A 16472-nucleotide genomic window follows, 5' to 3' on the forward strand; every position below is an offset into this window, starting at 1 on the left:
GGTTGGGCCGGTGAAGGGGTCGAAGGGGCGGGGTGGAGTTGCGGCGAATGACGGATCATCGGTTCATAGGGGAGGGGAACAGGTGATCGGCGGAGAGTGGAGGCGGGTGTGGCACTGAGTCGGCGGGTGCTGCTGGCGGCGATGGCCGGGGGTGCGATGGCCGGAGGTGCGCTGGCGGGGTGCCAGGGGGCGGGGCGGTCGTCCGGTGCGGCTCCCGGGGCCGCGCCCTCCTCGACGGCGGGCTCGGCTACGGCTTCGGCGTCGGCTACGGCTTCGGGGGCGGGTTCCATAGCGGCGACGCCCTCGCCCACGGCCGCGCAGACAGCCGCGCCCACGCCCACTCCCACCCCCGACCCGCCCGCGAGCGAGCCCCCGACCAAGGAGCCGACCCGCGCCGAGGTGGTGCGGCGCTACGGCGCCACCGCCCCGACCGACTGGGGCCTGGAGGTCGCCGGAGTGCTGACCGCACTGCCCGAGGGCGAACGGGCGACGGCCCTGACCTTCGACGCCTGCGGCGGCCCCGGCGGCAACGGCTACGACGCCGACCTGATCGACTTCCTGCGCGCCCACGCCGTCCCGGCCACGCTGTTCCTGAACGCCCGCTGGATCGACGCCAACCCCGACATCTTCGAGCGGCTCGCCTCCGACCCGCTGTTCGAGATCGGCAACCACGGCGCCGTCCACCGCCCCCTGTCCGTCACCGGCCGCTCCGCGTACGGCATCGCCGGCACCGGCGACGTCGGCGAGGTGTACGACGAGGTGGCGGGCAACGCGCACAAGCTCACCGCCCTGCTCGGCCACCCGCCCCGGTTCTTCCGCTCCGGCACCGCGCACTACGACGACGTGGCCACCCGGGTGGTCGCCGACCTGGGCGAACGTGTCGCCGGATTCACGGTGAACGGGGACGGCGGCGCCTCCCTGAGCGCCGCCGAGGTGCGGCGGGAGGTGGCGGGGGCCGGGCCGGGCGCGATCGTCATCGGCCACATGAACCACCCGGGCGGCGGCACCGCCCCCGGAGTGGCGGCGGCGGTGCCGGGGATGCTGGCGGCGGGGCGCCGGTTCGTCCGGCTGTCGGACGTCATGTGACCCGACGTGATGCGGTCCGACGCTGTGGTCCGGGGTGTCCAGCTCCGGGGTCCCCTGGTCCGGGGTGCCCAGGTCAGGCCAGCCGCAGGCCGCCCGGGTGCTCGTCCTCGATGATCCGCACCAGCCAGTCGAAGACCGTCGGCCCCTTGCCGGCCCGGGCGTCGGCCAGTTCGGCGGCGATGCGCGGGCGGTTGGTGGGGTGGGCGTGGGCGAGGCGCTTCTCCAGTCGGCGGACGGTCTCCGGGTACCCGAGCCCGCGGCGCGAGACCTCGTGGTCGCGCCACTCGATGAGGTAGTCGCCGTCGTCGGGGGTGCCGAAGCCGCCGCGCAGGCAGTCGGCGAAGGCGTCGAGGTTGCGGCCGAAGTAGCCGTCCTCGCCCATGGCCTGGCCCACCACGTCCCAGAAGTCGTCGAGCGAGCCGATCCGACTGCCGTCGATCACATAAGTCACCGTCACGGATCGAGGATATGCCGGAGGCACGCTACGAGGGCGTGGACGCGGGCAGGACGGCGATCGCCGTGGCGAGCAGCCCGTCCCGGACGGTCCAGCGGCCGTCGAAGCCCGACAGCGGCCGGCCGTCGACGACCGGGGCGGGCACGAGCACCCGGGCGGTGAAGGTGCCGTCGGCGGAGATCGTCAGCTCCGCCTCGGTGAACTCCAGGAAGCGCAGGGCCAGCGGGAACCACGCCTTGTAGACGGACTCCTTGGCGCTGAACAGCACCCGGTCCCACGGGACGTGCGGGTGCGCGGCGCTCAGTGCGGCGATCCGCCGCTGCTCCGAGGGCAGGGCGACGACCTCCAGCACACCCTCCGGCAGCGCCAGCGCGGGCTCGGCGTCGATGCCGACCGAGGTCAGTTCCCCGGCGCGGGCCACGGCGGCGGCGCGGTAACCGTCGCAGTGGGTGAGGCTGCCGACCACGCCCTCCGGCCAGCTCGGGGTGCCGCGCAGGCCCGGGACGAGCGGACGGTACGGGACGCCCAGGCGCCCGAGCGCGAGGCGGGCGCAGTGGCGGACGCTGGTGAACTCCAGGCGGCGCTTCTCCACCGCCCGGGCCACCACCGCCTCCTCCTCGGGCTCCAGCCGGGCCTGCGGCGGATCGCCGTACGCGACCTCCGTCACCACGACGTCCGGCAGCAGTTCCCCGATCATGCGTCCGTCCCCCTCGTACCGGCCCCGCGCGGCTCGGTCGTTTCCCCGCGCGGGACGACCCTACTGCCGGCCGAGGAGGCGGGCGAAGTCCAGGCCGAGGCTGCCGAGCACGGGCAGGGCGCCGAGGTCGGTGACGCCGCCGACGGGGATGCTGTAGCCCTGGTTGACCTCGCGGGTCGAAGCGACGGTGGAGGGCGCGGCGGCGGCCGGGGCGGAGGCGGCTGCGGCGGCCGGGAACAGGACGGTGCCGAGGAGCAGGGCGGCGAGGGCGGTGCGCATCTGTGGGGCCTCCGGAGGGTGCGGGGTGACGGGGTGCGGGGTGACGGTCTGACAACCCCGGCGGAGGCGGGGCGGTCACGCGCTTTCGCCTCTTCGGCCGTACGGGCTCCGGGCGCGGGCGCGGGCGTGGGTTCGGGTGCGGGCGCGGGTGCGGTCACCGCGAACTCGTGTACGGAAGGAAGCAGTTCACGCGATCCCCGGAACCCTGACGGGCGCCCGGGCCTCTGTGGAATCGTGGAATCATCGGCATGCCCCGCCGCGACGGCGGGCGCGGCCGGGGGACTCGGGGGACCTGGAGGGCGCGCGATGGCGGCGGGGGAGTGGATCGGGCCGTACCGGGTGGCCGGACGGCTGGGCGCGGGCGGCATGGGCGAGGTGCTGCTCGGCGTGGGACGGGACGGAAGGCTCGCCGCCGTGAAGACCGTCCGGCGCGACCTGCTGGACCACCCCGAGGCGGCGGACCGGTTCCGGCGCGAGATCGAGGCGCTGCGCGCGGTGGAGAGCCCGTACGTGGCGCGGCTGCTGGACGCCGATCCCGAGGCCGAAGTGCCCTGGCTGGCCAGCGAGTTCGTCGCCGGACCGCGCCTCGACCGGGCGGTGGCGGAGTGCGGCCCGCTGCCCGTACGCGTGGTCGCGGACCTCGGGCTGCGGCTGGCGGCGGCGCTCGCCGACGTGCACGGCCGGGGCCTGCTGCACCGCGACCTCAAACCCGGCAACGTGCTGGTCGCCGACGGCGGGCCCAAGCTCATCGACTTCGGCCTCGCCCGCGCCGCCGACGAGGAGACGCTCACCACGGACGGCCTGGTGCTCGGCTCGCTCGGCTACATGGCGCCCGAGCAGGTGGCCGACGCCCGGCAGGCCCTCCCCGCCTCCGACGTGTTCTCGCTGGGCGCCGTCCTGGTCTTCGCCGCGACCGGCACCGGACCGTACGGGGACGCCCCGGCGCCCGCGATGCTGCACCGGATGGCCCGGGCGGAGACCGAACTCGGGGCTGTGCCCGAGGAGTTGCGCGGCATCCTGGGCGCCTGCCTGCTGCGCGACCCGGCCGAGCGGCCGACCCTCGCCGAGTTGGTCCCGGCCCTGGAGGCCCTCGGTCCGGCCGGCTGGTGGTGGTCGCCGCAGATCGGGCGGATGATCGAGCGGAGCGCGGCCGAGGCTCGGGCGGCGGCGGGCCGGACCAAGCCGCGCAGGCCACGGCTGATCGCGCTGGGCGCCGCGCTCGCCGTGCTGGTCGCGGGCGGCACGGTGGCCGCCCTGCGCTGGGGGGACGACGGCGGGAGACCGACGGCGGTCGCCGTCGCCCCGGGGCTCACCGGCGTCACCGAGAAGGGCGGGCCCGGGGGCAACAGGGCCTTCCCGGCGGGGAGGAGCCTGCTGCCGGCGAGCTTCGAGCCCTGGTCCGCGTACCTGGCCGACCAGCCGACCGGCTGCTCGCTGGGCCGGGGCACCCTGGTCTGCCGGCTGGTCGACGGCAGCCTCCAGGCCCTCGACACCGCCAACGGCCACCAGCGCTGGCGGGTCGACCTCGCCAGGGACCCGAGCGTGCAGGCCCAGCCGGACACGGAGAACGGGCTGCGCCTCATCCCGCGCGACGGGGAGGGCCCGGCGATCGAGGGCGACCGCGTCGCCAGCTCCAGCCGGGAGGGCGCGCTGCGCGTCCAGGAGCTCACCAGCGGCCGCGTGCTGTCCACCACCCCGTTCGGCAAGGACGTCACCCTCTACGAGGAGCCGCTCGCCGTCGGCGACCGGCTCTTCCTGACGGTCTGCGACCACTCGGGCGCGGAGATCGGCTGCGCGTTCAGCCTGAAGGCCGCCACCTTCGCCGGGGGTGAGCCCGCCTGGAGCCGCGCGCTCGGCCACAACGGCCCGAGCACCGCCCGGCTGCGCCTCGTCTACGGCGCCGAGGCCGCCGACGAGCACGCCGTCTACGCCTCCACCCCGGACGGGATCGCCGCCTTCGACCCGGGGAGCGGCGCGCCCCTCGCCACCCTGCCCGAGAAGTGCGGCCCGTTCGCGCTGACGGGCTCCAAGGCGCTGTGCCGGACGGCGGAGGGCCTGGTCACGGCCGGGGCCGGGGACTTCGCGGGGCGCAAGGACCTCGCCGGCGCTGTTTCGAGCCTGCACGACCAGAACTGGCAGGTCACCGCCGGGGACGGCACGGTGATCGTGGGCCGGAACGGGACCACCGGGGTGACGAGCGTCCTCGACGCCGGCACCGGGGCGCTGCGGCGCGAGCTGACCGTCGACGGCCCCGGCGCCTCGGGCAGCGCCGCCCACCAGGGCACCGCGCCGCCGGTCCTGCTCGGCACCCGGGTCCTCACCATGACCGACACCAGGCTGACGATCGCCCCCGTGACCCCGGACGGCGCCCCCGCCGCCGTGGAACTGCCCAAACCCGGGGGCGCACCCGGCCTGCACGTGAACATGGGCCGCTTCCCCGACTACGCGCGGCCCCGGGTGCTCGCCCTCGACGGCCTGTTGATCGCGATCGGCGGCGACGGTGCCGTCCACGCCCTGGCGGCGCCGCAGTGACCCCGGCTCGTGGGACGGAAGGGAGTGCGTCGTCGTGCTGCAACCGCTGCCGCCGGACCAGCGGCGCCTGATCGGGCCGTACCTGACGCTCGCCCGGCTCGGCGCGGGCGGCATGGGGGAGGTGTACCTCGCCCGTTCCACCGCCTCGGACCGGGCGACGGGGGCGCTGACGGGTGCGGTGGCGGGTGCGGTGGCGGGTGCGGTCACAGGGGCAGTGGCGGAGGTGGTGGCGGGGGTGGTCGCGGTCAAGACGCTGCTCCCCGAGGCGGGCCCGGACGAGGAGCTGCGGCTGCGGTTCCGCCGCGAGATCGACTCCGCGCGGGCCGTCGCCACCGTCCTGCCCGGCACCCTGGTCGCTTGCGACCCGGACGCCGAACCGCCCTGGCTCGCCTCGGAGTTCATCCCCGGGCCGACCCTCGCCGAAGCCGTGGAGACCACCGGCCCGCTGCCCGAGGCTTCCGTACGGGCCCTCGGCGCCGAACTCGCCGCCGCCCTGCGCGCCGTCCACGCGCAGCGGCTGCTGCACCGGGACCTCAAACCCGGCAACGTGCTGCTGTCCGGCCTCGGGCCGCGGCTGATCGACTTCGGCATCGCCAAGCCCCTGGACGGCACCGTCCTCACCGCGATGGGCCAGGTCATCGGTACCCCCGGGTACATGTCGCCCGAACACCTCGACGCGGCGGCCGAGCTCGGGCCCGCCTCCGAGGTCTTCTGCCTGGCCTCGGTGCTCGCGTACGCCGCCGCCGGACGCGGCCCCTTCGACGGCGGGCAGACGCGGGCGGTGCTCTACCGGATCAGCCGGGCCGAGGCCGACCTGTCCGGGGTGCCGGTCGGGCTGCGGGCGGTCCTGGCCCGGTGCCTGAGCCTGCGCCCGGAAGCCCGGCCCGGGCTGGACGAGCTGATCGCCGCGCTCGCACCCGATCCGGGCGCGTGCGGCTGGCCGCCGGCCGTCGAGGCGCTCTGCGTGCGCTACGAACAGGACGCGGCGCACCTCGCGTCGCTGCCGGTGGCGCTGCCCGCCGCTGCGCCCGGGCGGCGGGCCCGTCGGGGGGTGCTGGCCGGGGTGGCCGGGGCCGCGCTGGCGCTGAGCCTGGTGGGGGCGTTGCTGGTGCCCCGGTGGCTGGCCGACGGTGCGCCCGCCGACGGTGCGAGTACGGGCGGCGGCTCCCCGGCTCCGCCCGCGTCGACGGCCCCCGCCGCGGTTGCGGCGCCGCCCTCCGCCTCGCAAGCCCTCGTCCAGGCCGGTGGCGACCTCGCGGCCAGCGGGGAGTTCGGCGCAGCGGCCCTCGACGCCTCGGCGGTTCCGACCGGATGGAAGCCCTGGACGCGGCAGTTGGGCGTACGGCTCGGCGGCTGCGCGCTCGGCGGGGGCCTGTTCGTCTGCTCGCGCCACGACGGCGGCCTGGTCGCCCTCGACGCCGACGACGGCACCACCCGCTGGAGCCTCGACCCGCACATGCCGCTGCACGGCCGCCTCGGCGACGCGAGCGTCAGGGCGCCCGTCCTGGCGGACGGCAACGCCTACACCACCGACGGCACGTACACCCGCGCCGTCCGGCTGAGCGACCACGCCGTGGTCTGGGAGAAGCCCGTCCGCAGCGGCTGGATCGCCGGCGGCGTCACCCTCCTGTGGGGCACCGTCGTCACCGAGACCGCAGACCCGGCGAGCCCGCACCTCGGCGGCAGCGGGGAGAAGGACCACGGCGAGCTGCGGGGCAACGCCGCCGTGGACGGGCGGGAGCAGTGGACGACGCCCGTGGACTCCGCCGGCGTCGCCCCGATCGTCCTCGGCGAGAAGCTGTACGCGGTCTCGGGCCGGCGCCTGGAGACGGTGGACGTCCGCGACGGCCAGGTCTCCGCCGCCACGGCGGCCGACTGCACGGGCCTCCACGGGTACGGCCAGTGGGTGATCTGCACGGGGGACGGCAGGATCACCGCCTTCGACCGGCAGCTCGCGGGCGGTGCCCGCCCCCTGGCCACCGGGACCGGACTGCACCTGGCCCTCGGCGCGCGCGGCCTGCTGGTGGTGGACGGGATGCAGCACGGCTCGTACATGGCCGTGGACGTCGCCGGTGGGCGGCTGGTCTGGAGCTACCAGAAGCCGGAGAACCAGATCAGCCCGACCACGGGACTGCTCCTGGCGGGGGACAGGGTCGTCGAACTGACGGCCGCCTCTCCGGGGACCATCGACCTGTCGCAGGGGGCGAACGCCGTCCCGAGGCCCGTGTCGCCGGGTGCCGCCGGATGGCCCGGCGGCCGTGACGGCGGCGGTGTCTCGGCGGGCGCGCCCTCGGCCGTCCTGGCGGGCGGGCTGCTGTACACGGGCTTCGCGGACGGCACCGTCCAGAGCGACTTCGCGCCGCGCTGAGCGGCGCCGCACTACGCCCGTAGTGACACTACATCCGTAGTGCAACTACGGGCGTAGTTCCACCCTGCCCCCGGAGCGGAACTACGGAAGTAGTGGCACTACTTCGGTAGTTCTCCTGCGGGTGTCGTGCCACTACGCCCCGTCCCACCCCAGCAACGTCGTCCCCTCGCCCCCCGCGCCCAGATCCGGCGGCAGCGTCTGCTCCGCCGTGAAGTGCAGCTGCCCGGACATGCGCACCGCCACCGCGTCGCCCAGGACCAGCCGGTCGTCGACGCCGAAGGCCACCCGCTCGCCGGGCTCGACCCGCCGGGTGGCGCCGGACTCGCGCACCACGACCGTGCCGTTGCCCGAGCCGAGGTCCACCGCGTACGCCTGCGGGGTGTCGCCCGCCCGTTCCAGGGAGACCACCAGGTGCGCCCGGCTCACCCGCTTGACCCCCGGCGGCGACGGCAGCTCCTTCGCTGCCAGGTTGAGCCCGTGGCGCAGCGCGCCGCGCCCCAGCTGGACGGCGTCGCCCACACTCACCGGGAAGCGCAGGAACTCGCCCGCCGACAGCCCGCCGGGCAGGTCCGGGGCGGTGGCGTCGGAGACGACGAAGCTGCGGGTGACGCCGCGCGGCCCGAGCCGCTCCAGCAGCGAGCCGCAGTCGCACACGGCGCGCCCGCCGGAGCTGACGGTCGGCCAGCCGAGCAGCCCGTCCGGCCAGTGCAGCGCGGTGTCGCAGCCGATCGCCGTGCAGCGCCAGTGGCTGCGCAGGATCTGCTGCTGGTCGCGGTGGTCGGGGTCGAGCAGGCGAAGGTACTTGAGGTCCTTGACCTGGATCGCCTTGGACACCCGGTGCGCGGGCAGCGGCACGATCGCGCTGGGGCGCAGCCGCACCCGGTCGTCCGCGTCGGTGCTCCAGGCCAGGACGCGCTGCGGCTGCTCCTCGATCCAGGGTTCGGCGCGGCGCAGGTCGGTGAACAGGTCCGAGCTGATCACGTGCCGGCCGCGCTCGCGGGCCAGCCGCAGGAACACCGGGTCGGCGTAGGGCACGAACCGGACCTCGTCGAAGCCCTCCGCCCCCGGGTCCTGCCGCAGCCGCTGAAGCCGGGCGCGGTCCTCCGGCAGGAGGCTGCGCAGCAGCGAGTTGTCCCCGACCAGGCCCACCGGTGCGCCGGCGCCGTACTGCTCGCGCCAGGCGTCGCGGACGAGGAACAGCCGATCGAGCAGCGGGAACTTGCGGCCGACCGGGGGGAGGCCCTTGGACCAGCACACGTTGGAGACGTCGACGACCGCACCAGGGCGCTTGCGCACCGTTCCTCCCCCTGTAACCCCGCGAACTGAAGCCCCGCGAACCGAAGCCCCTCGAACTGGAACCCTTCGAACTGAGACCCCTCGAAGGTCCCGGCTCCGAGCCCCTGGCGGGATGCTAACGGGCCGACAGGTCGGCCGTGGGCCGGACCGGGATCTTCGGGCCCCGTACCCCGGCCCCGTACCCCGGTCGCGTGCCGGGGCGCGCGGCGGCGGCGCGGAGTCGGCACGGTGGGGGTGTGCTTCGAACCCCGTGCCTCGTCGGCGCCGCCGCCCTGCTCCTGCTCGGCTCGCCCCTCGCCGGCCGCGCCGGTGCGCGGTCGTACGGCTGGGAGGTGGTCGTCGTGGACCAGGCGTCGCGCAGTGCCATGGTGCTGCAGAGCGCCGAGGAGCTGATGGCCTACCAGGGCCCGGGCCGGCTGCCCGTGGTGTGGAGCTGGAGCGCAGACCGGGAGCCCGCGCTGGCGGACCTCGGGCCCGCGCGCAGCTGGACCAACCCCTCCGAGGCGAAGAGCCGCGTCCGGGCGGGCCGCCGGTACCTGGTGACCACCGCCTCCGGCGGGCTCGCCGCCGTCGTCGACACCGCCACCGGCCGTACCCGCTGGGCGGCGGACGTCGGCGGGGCCGCCAACCCGCACAGCATCGAGCTGCTCCCGGACGGGAACGCCGCGGTCGCGGCGAGCACGGGCGGCTGGGTGCGGGTGTACGCCGCCTCCCAGGGTCCGCGCGCCGCCGCGTACGCCGAGTACCGGCTGCCGGGCGCGCACGGGGTGCTGTGGGACGGCCGGGCGGGGCTGCTCCGGGCGGTCGGCGACGCAGAGCTGACCGCGCTGCGCGTCGGCGGCACCCCCGCCGCGCCCACCCTCACCCCCGTCCGCCGCACGCCGCTGCCCGACGGCGGCGGGCACGACCTGGCGGCCGTCCTCGGCTCGCCCGGCCGGTTCTGGGTCGCCACCCTGCGGCACCTGTACCGGTACGACCCGGACGCGGACCGGTTCACGCCCGTACGGCTGTCGGGGCCCCACGCGGACCGGGATCTCAAGAGCGTCGGCGACGAGCCCTTCACCGGCCGGCTGCTCACCGTCGCCCCCGAGCACACCGGCCCGTGCGACTGGTGCACCTCGGTGATCACCCTGCACCGGCCCGAGGGCGCCCGGACCCTGCGGGGGACGCACCTGTACAAGGCCCGGTGGTGGAGCATCCGCTAGCAGACTGGTGACGCTCGGTAGCCGATTTGGTGGGCCGAGTCGGTGATACCACCCGATTCGCCGAAGGCATTCGGCTGATGGGGCATATTGTGTACCCCGGCAAACTACTCCAATGGAAGTCAGTTTCCCGTTGACCTCCGGAAACCATCTGCCGACTCGTGCCGACTGGGATAGCGTCGAAGGCGTCGGGGGGCCGACACCGATCCGATGCCGATCCGGTGCTGATCCGATGCACGAGAACACCAGCCGCTGGCCGTGAACGGCCGGAATACGCCATGGAGAAAAACATGACGACGATGCGGAACCCGCAGAACGCGCTCGGCGCACCGCACCCGGGGAATTCCCTGGTGAATTCCGCGGTGAATTCCGCGGTGGATTCCAGGGCCGACTCCGGGCCCGACTCCGTCCACGGTTCCACCCTGGACCCCACCCCGGAGAAGAAGTCCGAGAGGATCGACGACCTCCAGCTCGCCGTCGACTCCCTCGCGGCGTTCCCCGCCCGGGGCGCCACCGGCGGCTCCGACGTCACCGAGAGGCTCGCGGCCGTCGCCGACCTGTGCCGGTCGGTGGACGCCGTCCTCGACAGCCTCGTCGTCCAGGCCGCCGCCGAGGCCGCCGAGGAAGGCTGGACCGCCGCCCGGATGGCCGCCGAACACTCCGGCTACTACGCCCGGTTGCAGCGCGCGCTGCTCCCCGCGGGCGGCGTCGGCACCGGGCTGACGGAGCAGTGAGCGCGGCGAGCCCCGTCGGGCACGTGCTGTCCTGCCCCACCCGGTGGAGCGACGTCGACGAGAACGGGCACATCAACAACGCCCGGCTGGTCGGCTACATCCAGGAGGGGATTTACGACCTGTTCTGCCACCACGCGACCGCCGTCCGGGAATCGCTGTTCCCCTCCGGATTCATCATCGCGAGGCACGAGATCGATTATCTGGAGCAGTTGCACCACCGCCCCGAGCCGCTGTCCGTACGGTTGACCGTGGAACGGCTCGGGCGGAGTTCCGCACATGTGGAAGTGAATGTCTGCCGGACGTCCCTCACGTTTATGCGGGCGCGCACGGTCGTGGTCGCACGTGACCGGGAATCCGGGCGTTCGCGCAATCTCAGCCAGAGCGAGAGGCGCTTTCTCGCAGGGTTTATGCCCGAGGCCGAGCCGGCCGCGTCCCTCAAGGCCCCGGCGCAGCGGGTGCCCTCCGGTGGTGGCAGAGCGTCATCACCGTCCGGACCGCGTCGCCTCTGCCGTACGGCGGCGGGCTGAGGGCCCGCAGTACGCTGAGCAGGACGGGCACCGGTGCCGTCCCGCCGGTCGCCCACGCCGACCGGAAGGAGGACGTGATGACCATCTCCTGGGAGGACTTCCTCGCCCGCATCGTCGAACGCGGAGAGTACCGGGGCGAGGCCGAGGCCGACCACGCCGCCCGCGTCGTGCTGGCGCTCCTGGGCGAGCACCTCGTCGGCGCCGATCGCAACGAACTCGCCGCCGCCCTGCCGGACACCTACGCGGGCCTGCTGCGCGACGCCCGTCCCGCCGCCGAACCGCTGACCGCCGAACGCTTCGTCCAGGCCGTCGTCGGCTGGATCGACGGCGCGACGGAGGCGACCGCCAAGTGGGACATCGGGGCGGTGCTGAGCACGGTCGCCGACCTGGTCCCGGCAGAGGTCGTCGACCGGGTGCTCGAGCAACTGCCGGACGGCTACGACCTGCTGTTCGGCCACCCGATGCGGGCCTGACGGGGAGGCCGGGGCCTGACGGGGCCGGCGGGTGCGCCAGGAGCGGGGAGTGGGAAGTCGGCCGGGCCGACCTCCCACTCCCCGGGCGCTCAGCGGCCGACCTCGCTCTCCCGCTCGACCCGCGACAGCTTCTCCGGATTGCGCACGATGTAGAGCGCACTGATCAGGCCGCCGTCGATCCGCACCGACACCACGTCGTCGATCTCCCCGTCCAACCGCACGACCAGGGCCGGGCCGCCGTTGACCTGCACCACCCGGGCCTGCGCCCTGTCCCGGAGCAGGGGCAGCCCGGTGGCCAGCGCGCGGGCCACCCGGTCGGCGCCGACGATCGGCTCGACCACACTCGGCCGCACCCCGCCGCCGTCGCCCAGCAGGACGACGTCCGGGGCGAGCAGGTCGAGCAGGTCCTGGAGATCGCCGGTCTCGAGCGCCCGCCGGAACGCCTCGATCGCGTTCCGGCCCTCCGCCGCCGTCACGACGCTGCGCGGGCGGCGCTCCGCGACGTGGGCCCGTGCGCGGTGCGCGATCTGACGCACCGTCGCCGTCGGCCTGCCGACGGCCTCCGCGATCTCCCCGTAGTCCAGCGCGAACACCTCGCGCAGTACGAACACCGCCCGCTCGACGGGCGTGAGCGTCTCCAGCACCAGCAGCATCGCCATCGAGATGCTGTCGGCCAGCTCGACGTCCTCGGCCACGTCGGGCGCCGTCAACAGCGGCTCGGGCAGCCAGGGCCCCACGTACGACTCCCTGCGCCGCCCGAGCACCCGCAACCGGCCCAGCGCCTGCCGGGTGGCGATCCGCACCAGGTAGGCGCGCTGGTTGTGGACCTCGCCCCGATCGACGGCCGACCAGCGCAGCCAGGTCTCCTGCACGACGTCCTCGGCGTCGGCGGCCGAGCCGAGCATCTCGTACGCGACGGTGAACAGCAGGCTGCGGTGGGCGAGGAACGCCTCGGTGCCGTCGTCCACAGTTCGCTCGATCATCGTTCGCCCCTTCACTCCGGTGTGTCGCACACGAGACGCCGGAGACCGCCGTTCCGTGACACCGGCCCGCCGTGACGCAGGCCACAGTCCCCGCCTGTCACGCCGGGCGGGGCGGCGGCATCCCATGTTCGTCCGGTGCGGACGGCACGGGACACCACGAGAGCGAGGACGACGTCATGACCGTTCGATTCAACCTGTTCGACAGCCCGACCGCGGCGAAGGTCGCCAAGCGCTTCTACAACACCTCCCTGGCCCTCCAGGAATCCACCCTCCCGGACACCACCCGGCACCTGGTGGAACTGCGCGCCAGCCAGATCAACGGCTGCGGCTTCTGCGTCGACATCCACACCAAGGAGGCCACCGCCGCCGGCGAAACCCCCCTCCGCCTCAACCTCGTCGCCGCCTGGCGCCACACCACCGTCTTCACCGCCCCCGAACGCGCCGCCCTCGCCCTCACCGAAGAGGCCACCCGCCTCGCCGACTCATCCCAGAGCGTCTCCGACACCACCTGGTCCGAGGCCCGCAAGCACTACGACGACGACCAACTCGGCGCCCTGGTCTGCACCATCGCCCTGATCAACGCCGCCAACCGCATGAGCGTCACCCTCCACAACCAGGGCGGCTCCTACGAACCCGACACCTTCACAGCCCTCCGCGACTGACACCCACCCGCCGCCGCTACCAGACGACGACCCCGCCGCCCGGCACGAGCCGTGAGGCGCAGGTTTCATGGGCTGGTGAACGTTTTCGAGGCGCGGATGCGGGACCGGGTTCGGTGATGCGCGCGGCGGCCCGGCTGTTCTGATGGGCGGTGGTCAGCGGCAGAGGGCGGCGGCGCCGATGAGGCCGGCGTCGGTGCCGAGTTCGGCGCGGCGTACGTGGAGGGCCTCCAGGTAGGGGAGGACGGCGTAGGTGCGGAGGTGGTGGGTGAGCGGGGTGAACAGGACGTCTCCGGCGGTGGCGACGCCGCCGCCCACCACCACCCGGTCGAGGTCGACCAGTGCGGCGGTGGCGGCGATCCCGGCCGCCAGTGCCTGTGCGGCGCGGTCGAAGGCGGCGAGGGCGATCGGGTCGCCCGCCTCGGCGGCGGTGGCGACGGCGCGGGCCGTACGGTCCTCGCCGGTCGGGCGCCATCCTGCGGCGAGGGCGCGGCGCGCGATGGCCGTACCGCTGGCGACGCCCTCCAGGCAGCCGCGCGAGCCGCAGGGGCAGGGGTCGCCGTCGAGGTCCACGGTGATGTGGCCCAGGTGCCCGGCGTTGCCGCTGGGGCCGGGGCGTACGGCGCCGTCCAGCACCAGGCCCGCGCCGACGCCCGTCGACACCACCAGGCACAGCGCGTTTGCGGCCCCCCGCGCCGCGCCCTGCCAGTGCTCGGCGGCGGCCATCGCCACGCCGTCCCCGGCGAGTCGGACGGGCAGGGCGCGGGCCGCGACCGCCGGGTGGGCGGAAGCCTCGGCGACCAGCGGGAAGCCGCGCCAGCCGGGGATGTTGACGGGGCTGACCGTCCCCGCCACGAGGTCCACCGGGCCCGCGCTGCCGATGCCGACGGCCGTCACGGCGTCCCAGTCGGCGGTGGCGGCGAGATGGTCGAGCACGCGGTGCACGACGGCGAGGACCTCCTCGCCCGGCGCCTTCGCGGGGGTGGGGAGTTGGAGGCGGTGGCGGAGCCTGCCGTCGCCGTCGACCAGCGCCCCGGCGATCTTGGTGCCGCCGATGTCGACGGCGGCGAACAGCGGTCTGGCGGTGGTGAGGCTCATCGCGTCGGGCTCCAGATCTACGGGTGCGGCGTCGCACAGCGTAGATCACGTGCGCGGGGCCGCAGTCGCCTGCCGTACAGTCGCCGGCATGAGCGATGAGCGGTTGCCGGCTGTGCGTGCGGGGGATGCGGACCGGGAGGCGGTCGCCGACCGGCTGCGGATCGCGGCGGGGGAGGGGCGGATCGAGCTCGCCGAGCTGGACGAGCGGCTGGAGCTCGCCTTCGCCGCCCGGACGTACCGCGAACTCGACGAGCTGGTGGCCGACTTGGGCCCGAGGGCGGCAGGCTCCCTCGCTGCGGACGAGGTGATGGTCCTGCAGCCGACCATCACCAACATCGTGCGGAAGGGCCGGTGGACCGTCCCGCGAAGGATCGTCGCCGAGTGCCGCATGAACCAGGTCATCCTCGACTTCACCGAAGCCCACTGCCCCCACGGCGAGGTGACCGTCGAGGCCACCTGCCGCGGAGGCCGCGTCCGCCTGATCCTCCCCCGGAGCTGGGCCCTCCGCATCGACCCGACCAGCACCGACACCCACCACATCCTTAACAGGGCCACCACCGCCGAACCCGCCCCCGGCGCCCCCCTGATCACCCTCATCGGCCACCCGGGCATCGGCCGCATCAAGATCAAGCAGCCCACCAAGGGCTGACGCCCGCAGGGGTCGGCCTGCGCAGGAAGTCGGGCCCGCCGACTTCCTGCTGCGGGCCCGGGGTTCAGCGGAAGCTGGCGAGGACGGGGCCGTCGGGGCGGACGGTGATGCTGTAGGCGCAGCCCTGCGGGGGTGAGTGGAGTGTCAACGGGCCGAGCGGCAGGAGGAGTTCGAGCAGGGCGGTGGTCTCGCGCAGGGCGAACTGGGTGCCGAGGCAGGCGCGGGCGCCGAGGCCGAAGGGGAGGTAGGCGCCGACGGGGAGGCGGCCGGGGGTGGTGAAGCGGGACGGGTCGAAGTGTTCGGGGTCGGGCCACAGGTCCGGGTCGCGGTGGGTGAGGAAGGGGCAGACCAGGACGTCGGTGCCGGCGGCGATGTGGTGGCCTTCGACGGTGTCGTCGCGGACGGCGTGCCGGGGGAGCAGCCAGGCGGGCGGGTAGAGCCGCAGGGTCTCGCTGACGAGCGCGGCCGGGTCGGCGTTGCGGGTGGCGGGGTCGCGGTCGAGCAGCAGGTGGAGCCAGGTCAGGGTGGTGGCGGTGGTCTCGTGGCCGGCGACGAGGAGGGTGACGAGTTCGTCGCGGATCAACCGGTCGGTGTACTCGGGGTGTTGGGCCGAGGCGTCGAGGAGGACGTGCAGCACGCCGGGCTCGGAGGCGGTCGAGGAGGAACGGGCGGTGGAGATCGCGGCCTGGGCGACGGCGTCGATGCGCGCGAGGTCGGCCTCGACCGTCCGCCGGGCCTCGTCGACGGAGCCGGGCAGGGTGGGCATGGCGGCCACCACCCGTTCCACGGAGCGCAGTTCGGCGTCCGTGTGGTCGTCCAGCGGCAGCCCGGTGAGCGCCCGCCAGACGGTGTCGAGGGCGAAGCGGCGCATCTCCTCGCCGACGTCGAAGGTCTCGCCGGTGCGGCGGTAGCCCTCCCACCGGGAGGCGGTGCGGCGGGCGGCGGCGGCGATCCGCTGCTCGTAGCGGCGCATGCCCGTACCGGTGAACTGGGACTGCAACAGCCGCCGTTGGCGCTTCCAGGCGTCGCCGGTGGCGGAGAGGACGCCGTCGCCGACGAGCATCCGGGCGCGGTGGGAGCGCTTGACGTACGTGTCGGGGTGGCGGGCCAGCACGTGCTGGACGGCGGCCGGGTCGGTGACCAGGACGGTCGGGACGGGGCCGAGCCGGAAGGCGGCGAGGCCCCCGACGCTCCGCCGGGCCCGGGCGAGCAGGTCGACGAGTTCGGCCTCCTCGGTGCGCCACTGCTCGACGGCCTCGGAGGCCAGTTCCGGAACGGCGGGGAGGGACCGGGGCTGTGAGGTCGAAGTCACCAGGGGCTCCTGAACGCGGTCGGGGCTGGGCCGTACCGACAGTACCGAGAACGCAGGCGGCTGCGCCGCGATCCGTCCCCTCAACGGATCGCGGCGCAGCGGCTTTCAGGAGAGACGAGAACC

Annotated in this window: 16 protein-coding genes; 9 read left to right on the forward strand and 7 right to left on the reverse strand. The window is 74.8% G+C overall.

Annotated elements, in window-relative coordinates; all coding sequences use genetic code 11:
- The first annotated feature begins 108 nt into the window (after nt 1–108).
- A complete protein-coding gene (locus IH61_RS0130390; protein ID WP_234327401.1) occupies nt 109–1086 on the forward strand; it encodes a polysaccharide deacetylase family protein in 978 nt (325 codons plus the stop codon).
- A gap of 73 nt (nt 1087–1159) precedes the next feature.
- Here the strand turns inward: IH61_RS0130390 and IH61_RS0130395 are convergent, their stop codons facing one another.
- The 3 genes from IH61_RS0130395 to IH61_RS0130405 are packed head-to-tail and all read right to left on the reverse strand — an operon-like array spanning nt 1160 to nt 2516.
- A complete protein-coding gene (locus IH61_RS0130395) occupies nt 1160–1543 on the reverse strand; it encodes a barstar family protein (RefSeq protein ID WP_031075699.1) in 384 nt (127 codons plus the stop codon).
- Nucleotides 1544–1568: 25 nt separating this feature from the next.
- Nucleotides 1569–2237, reverse strand: a complete 669-nt coding sequence (locus IH61_RS0130400) for a 4'-phosphopantetheinyl transferase family protein (RefSeq protein WP_031075701.1) — start codon at nt 2235–2237, stop codon at nt 1569–1571.
- Nucleotides 2238–2297: 60 nt separating this feature from the next.
- Nucleotides 2298–2516 (reverse strand): hypothetical protein, encoded by a 219-nt coding sequence (locus IH61_RS0130405; protein ID WP_031075702.1) that lies wholly within the window; start codon nt 2514–2516, stop codon nt 2298–2300.
- 306 nt (nt 2517–2822) lie between these two features.
- On the opposite strand from IH61_RS0130405, the gene IH61_RS43365 reads away from it, so the two are divergent.
- A complete protein-coding gene (locus IH61_RS43365) occupies nt 2823–5048 on the forward strand; it encodes a protein kinase domain-containing protein (protein ID WP_051838367.1) in 2226 nt (741 codons plus the stop codon).
- A 34-nt stretch (nt 5049–5082) separates the two neighbouring features.
- Complete coding sequence (locus IH61_RS43370) at nt 5083–7416, forward strand: protein kinase domain-containing protein (RefSeq protein ID WP_051838368.1); 2334 nt, start codon at nt 5083–5085, stop codon at nt 7414–7416.
- 132 nt (nt 7417–7548) lie between these two features.
- Here IH61_RS43370 and IH61_RS47315 read toward each other — a convergent pair whose 3' ends face one another.
- A complete protein-coding gene (locus tag IH61_RS47315) occupies nt 7549–8712 on the reverse strand; it encodes an FHA domain-containing protein (RefSeq protein ID WP_031075707.1) in 1164 nt (387 codons plus the stop codon).
- A 236-nt stretch (nt 8713–8948) separates the two neighbouring features.
- Here IH61_RS47315 and IH61_RS47320 point away from each other — a divergent pair, with 236 nt between their 5' ends.
- From IH61_RS47320 to IH61_RS0130440, 4 genes are all read left to right on the forward strand, one after another.
- Nucleotides 8949–9917 carry a DUF6528 family protein gene (locus IH61_RS47320; RefSeq protein WP_031075709.1) on the forward strand — a complete coding sequence of 323 codons (969 nt, stop codon included), beginning with the start codon at nt 8949–8951 and terminating at the stop codon, nt 9915–9917.
- A gap of 287 nt (nt 9918–10204) precedes the next feature.
- On the forward strand, nt 10205–10648 hold the full coding sequence (locus IH61_RS47325) for a hypothetical protein (RefSeq protein ID WP_031075711.1): 444 nt from the start codon (nt 10205–10207) through the stop codon (nt 10646–10648).
- Nucleotides 10645–11175 (forward strand): acyl-CoA thioesterase, encoded by a 531-nt coding sequence (locus IH61_RS47330; RefSeq protein WP_051838369.1) that lies wholly within the window; start codon nt 10645–10647, stop codon nt 11173–11175. Before IH61_RS47325 ends, IH61_RS47330 begins: the two co-directional genes overlap by 4 nt.
- A gap of 77 nt (nt 11176–11252) precedes the next feature.
- Complete coding sequence (locus IH61_RS0130440) at nt 11253–11648, forward strand: DUF2267 domain-containing protein (RefSeq protein ID WP_031075714.1); 396 nt, start codon at nt 11253–11255, stop codon at nt 11646–11648.
- 89 nt (nt 11649–11737) lie between these two features.
- Here the strand turns inward: IH61_RS0130440 and IH61_RS0130445 are convergent, their stop codons facing one another.
- Nucleotides 11738–12631, reverse strand: a complete 894-nt coding sequence (locus IH61_RS0130445) for an RNA polymerase sigma-70 factor (protein ID WP_051838370.1) — start codon at nt 12629–12631, stop codon at nt 11738–11740.
- A gap of 176 nt (nt 12632–12807) precedes the next feature.
- Between IH61_RS0130445 and IH61_RS0130450 the strand changes: the two genes are divergently transcribed.
- Complete coding sequence (locus IH61_RS0130450; RefSeq protein ID WP_031075719.1) at nt 12808–13293, forward strand: carboxymuconolactone decarboxylase family protein; 486 nt, start codon at nt 12808–12810, stop codon at nt 13291–13293.
- Between the two features lie 153 nt (nt 13294–13446).
- Here the strand turns inward: IH61_RS0130450 and IH61_RS0130455 are convergent, their stop codons facing one another.
- Nucleotides 13447–14388 carry an ROK family protein gene (locus IH61_RS0130455; RefSeq protein ID WP_031075721.1) on the reverse strand — a complete coding sequence of 314 codons (942 nt, stop codon included), beginning with the start codon at nt 14386–14388 and terminating at the stop codon, nt 13447–13449.
- 88 nt (nt 14389–14476) lie between these two features.
- Here IH61_RS0130455 and IH61_RS0130460 point away from each other — a divergent pair, with 88 nt between their 5' ends.
- The gene (locus IH61_RS0130460; protein ID WP_031075723.1) at nt 14477–15037 is read left to right on the forward strand and encodes a DUF1707 SHOCT-like domain-containing protein; all 561 of its coding nucleotides are present in this window, start codon (nt 14477–14479) and stop codon (nt 15035–15037) included.
- Nucleotides 15038–15101: 64 nt separating this feature from the next.
- On the opposite strand, the gene IH61_RS0130465 is transcribed toward IH61_RS0130460, so the two are convergent.
- The gene (locus IH61_RS0130465) at nt 15102–16349 is read right to left on the reverse strand and encodes a cytochrome P450 (RefSeq protein ID WP_031075726.1); all 1248 of its coding nucleotides are present in this window, start codon (nt 16347–16349) and stop codon (nt 15102–15104) included.
- Between the last annotated feature and the right edge of the window lie 123 nt (nt 16350–16472).

The sequence above is a fragment of the Streptomyces sp. NRRL WC-3742 genome (assembly GCF_000720635.1).
In the GTDB taxonomy this organism is placed as follows: Bacteria; Actinomycetota; Actinomycetes; order Streptomycetales; family Streptomycetaceae; genus Kitasatospora.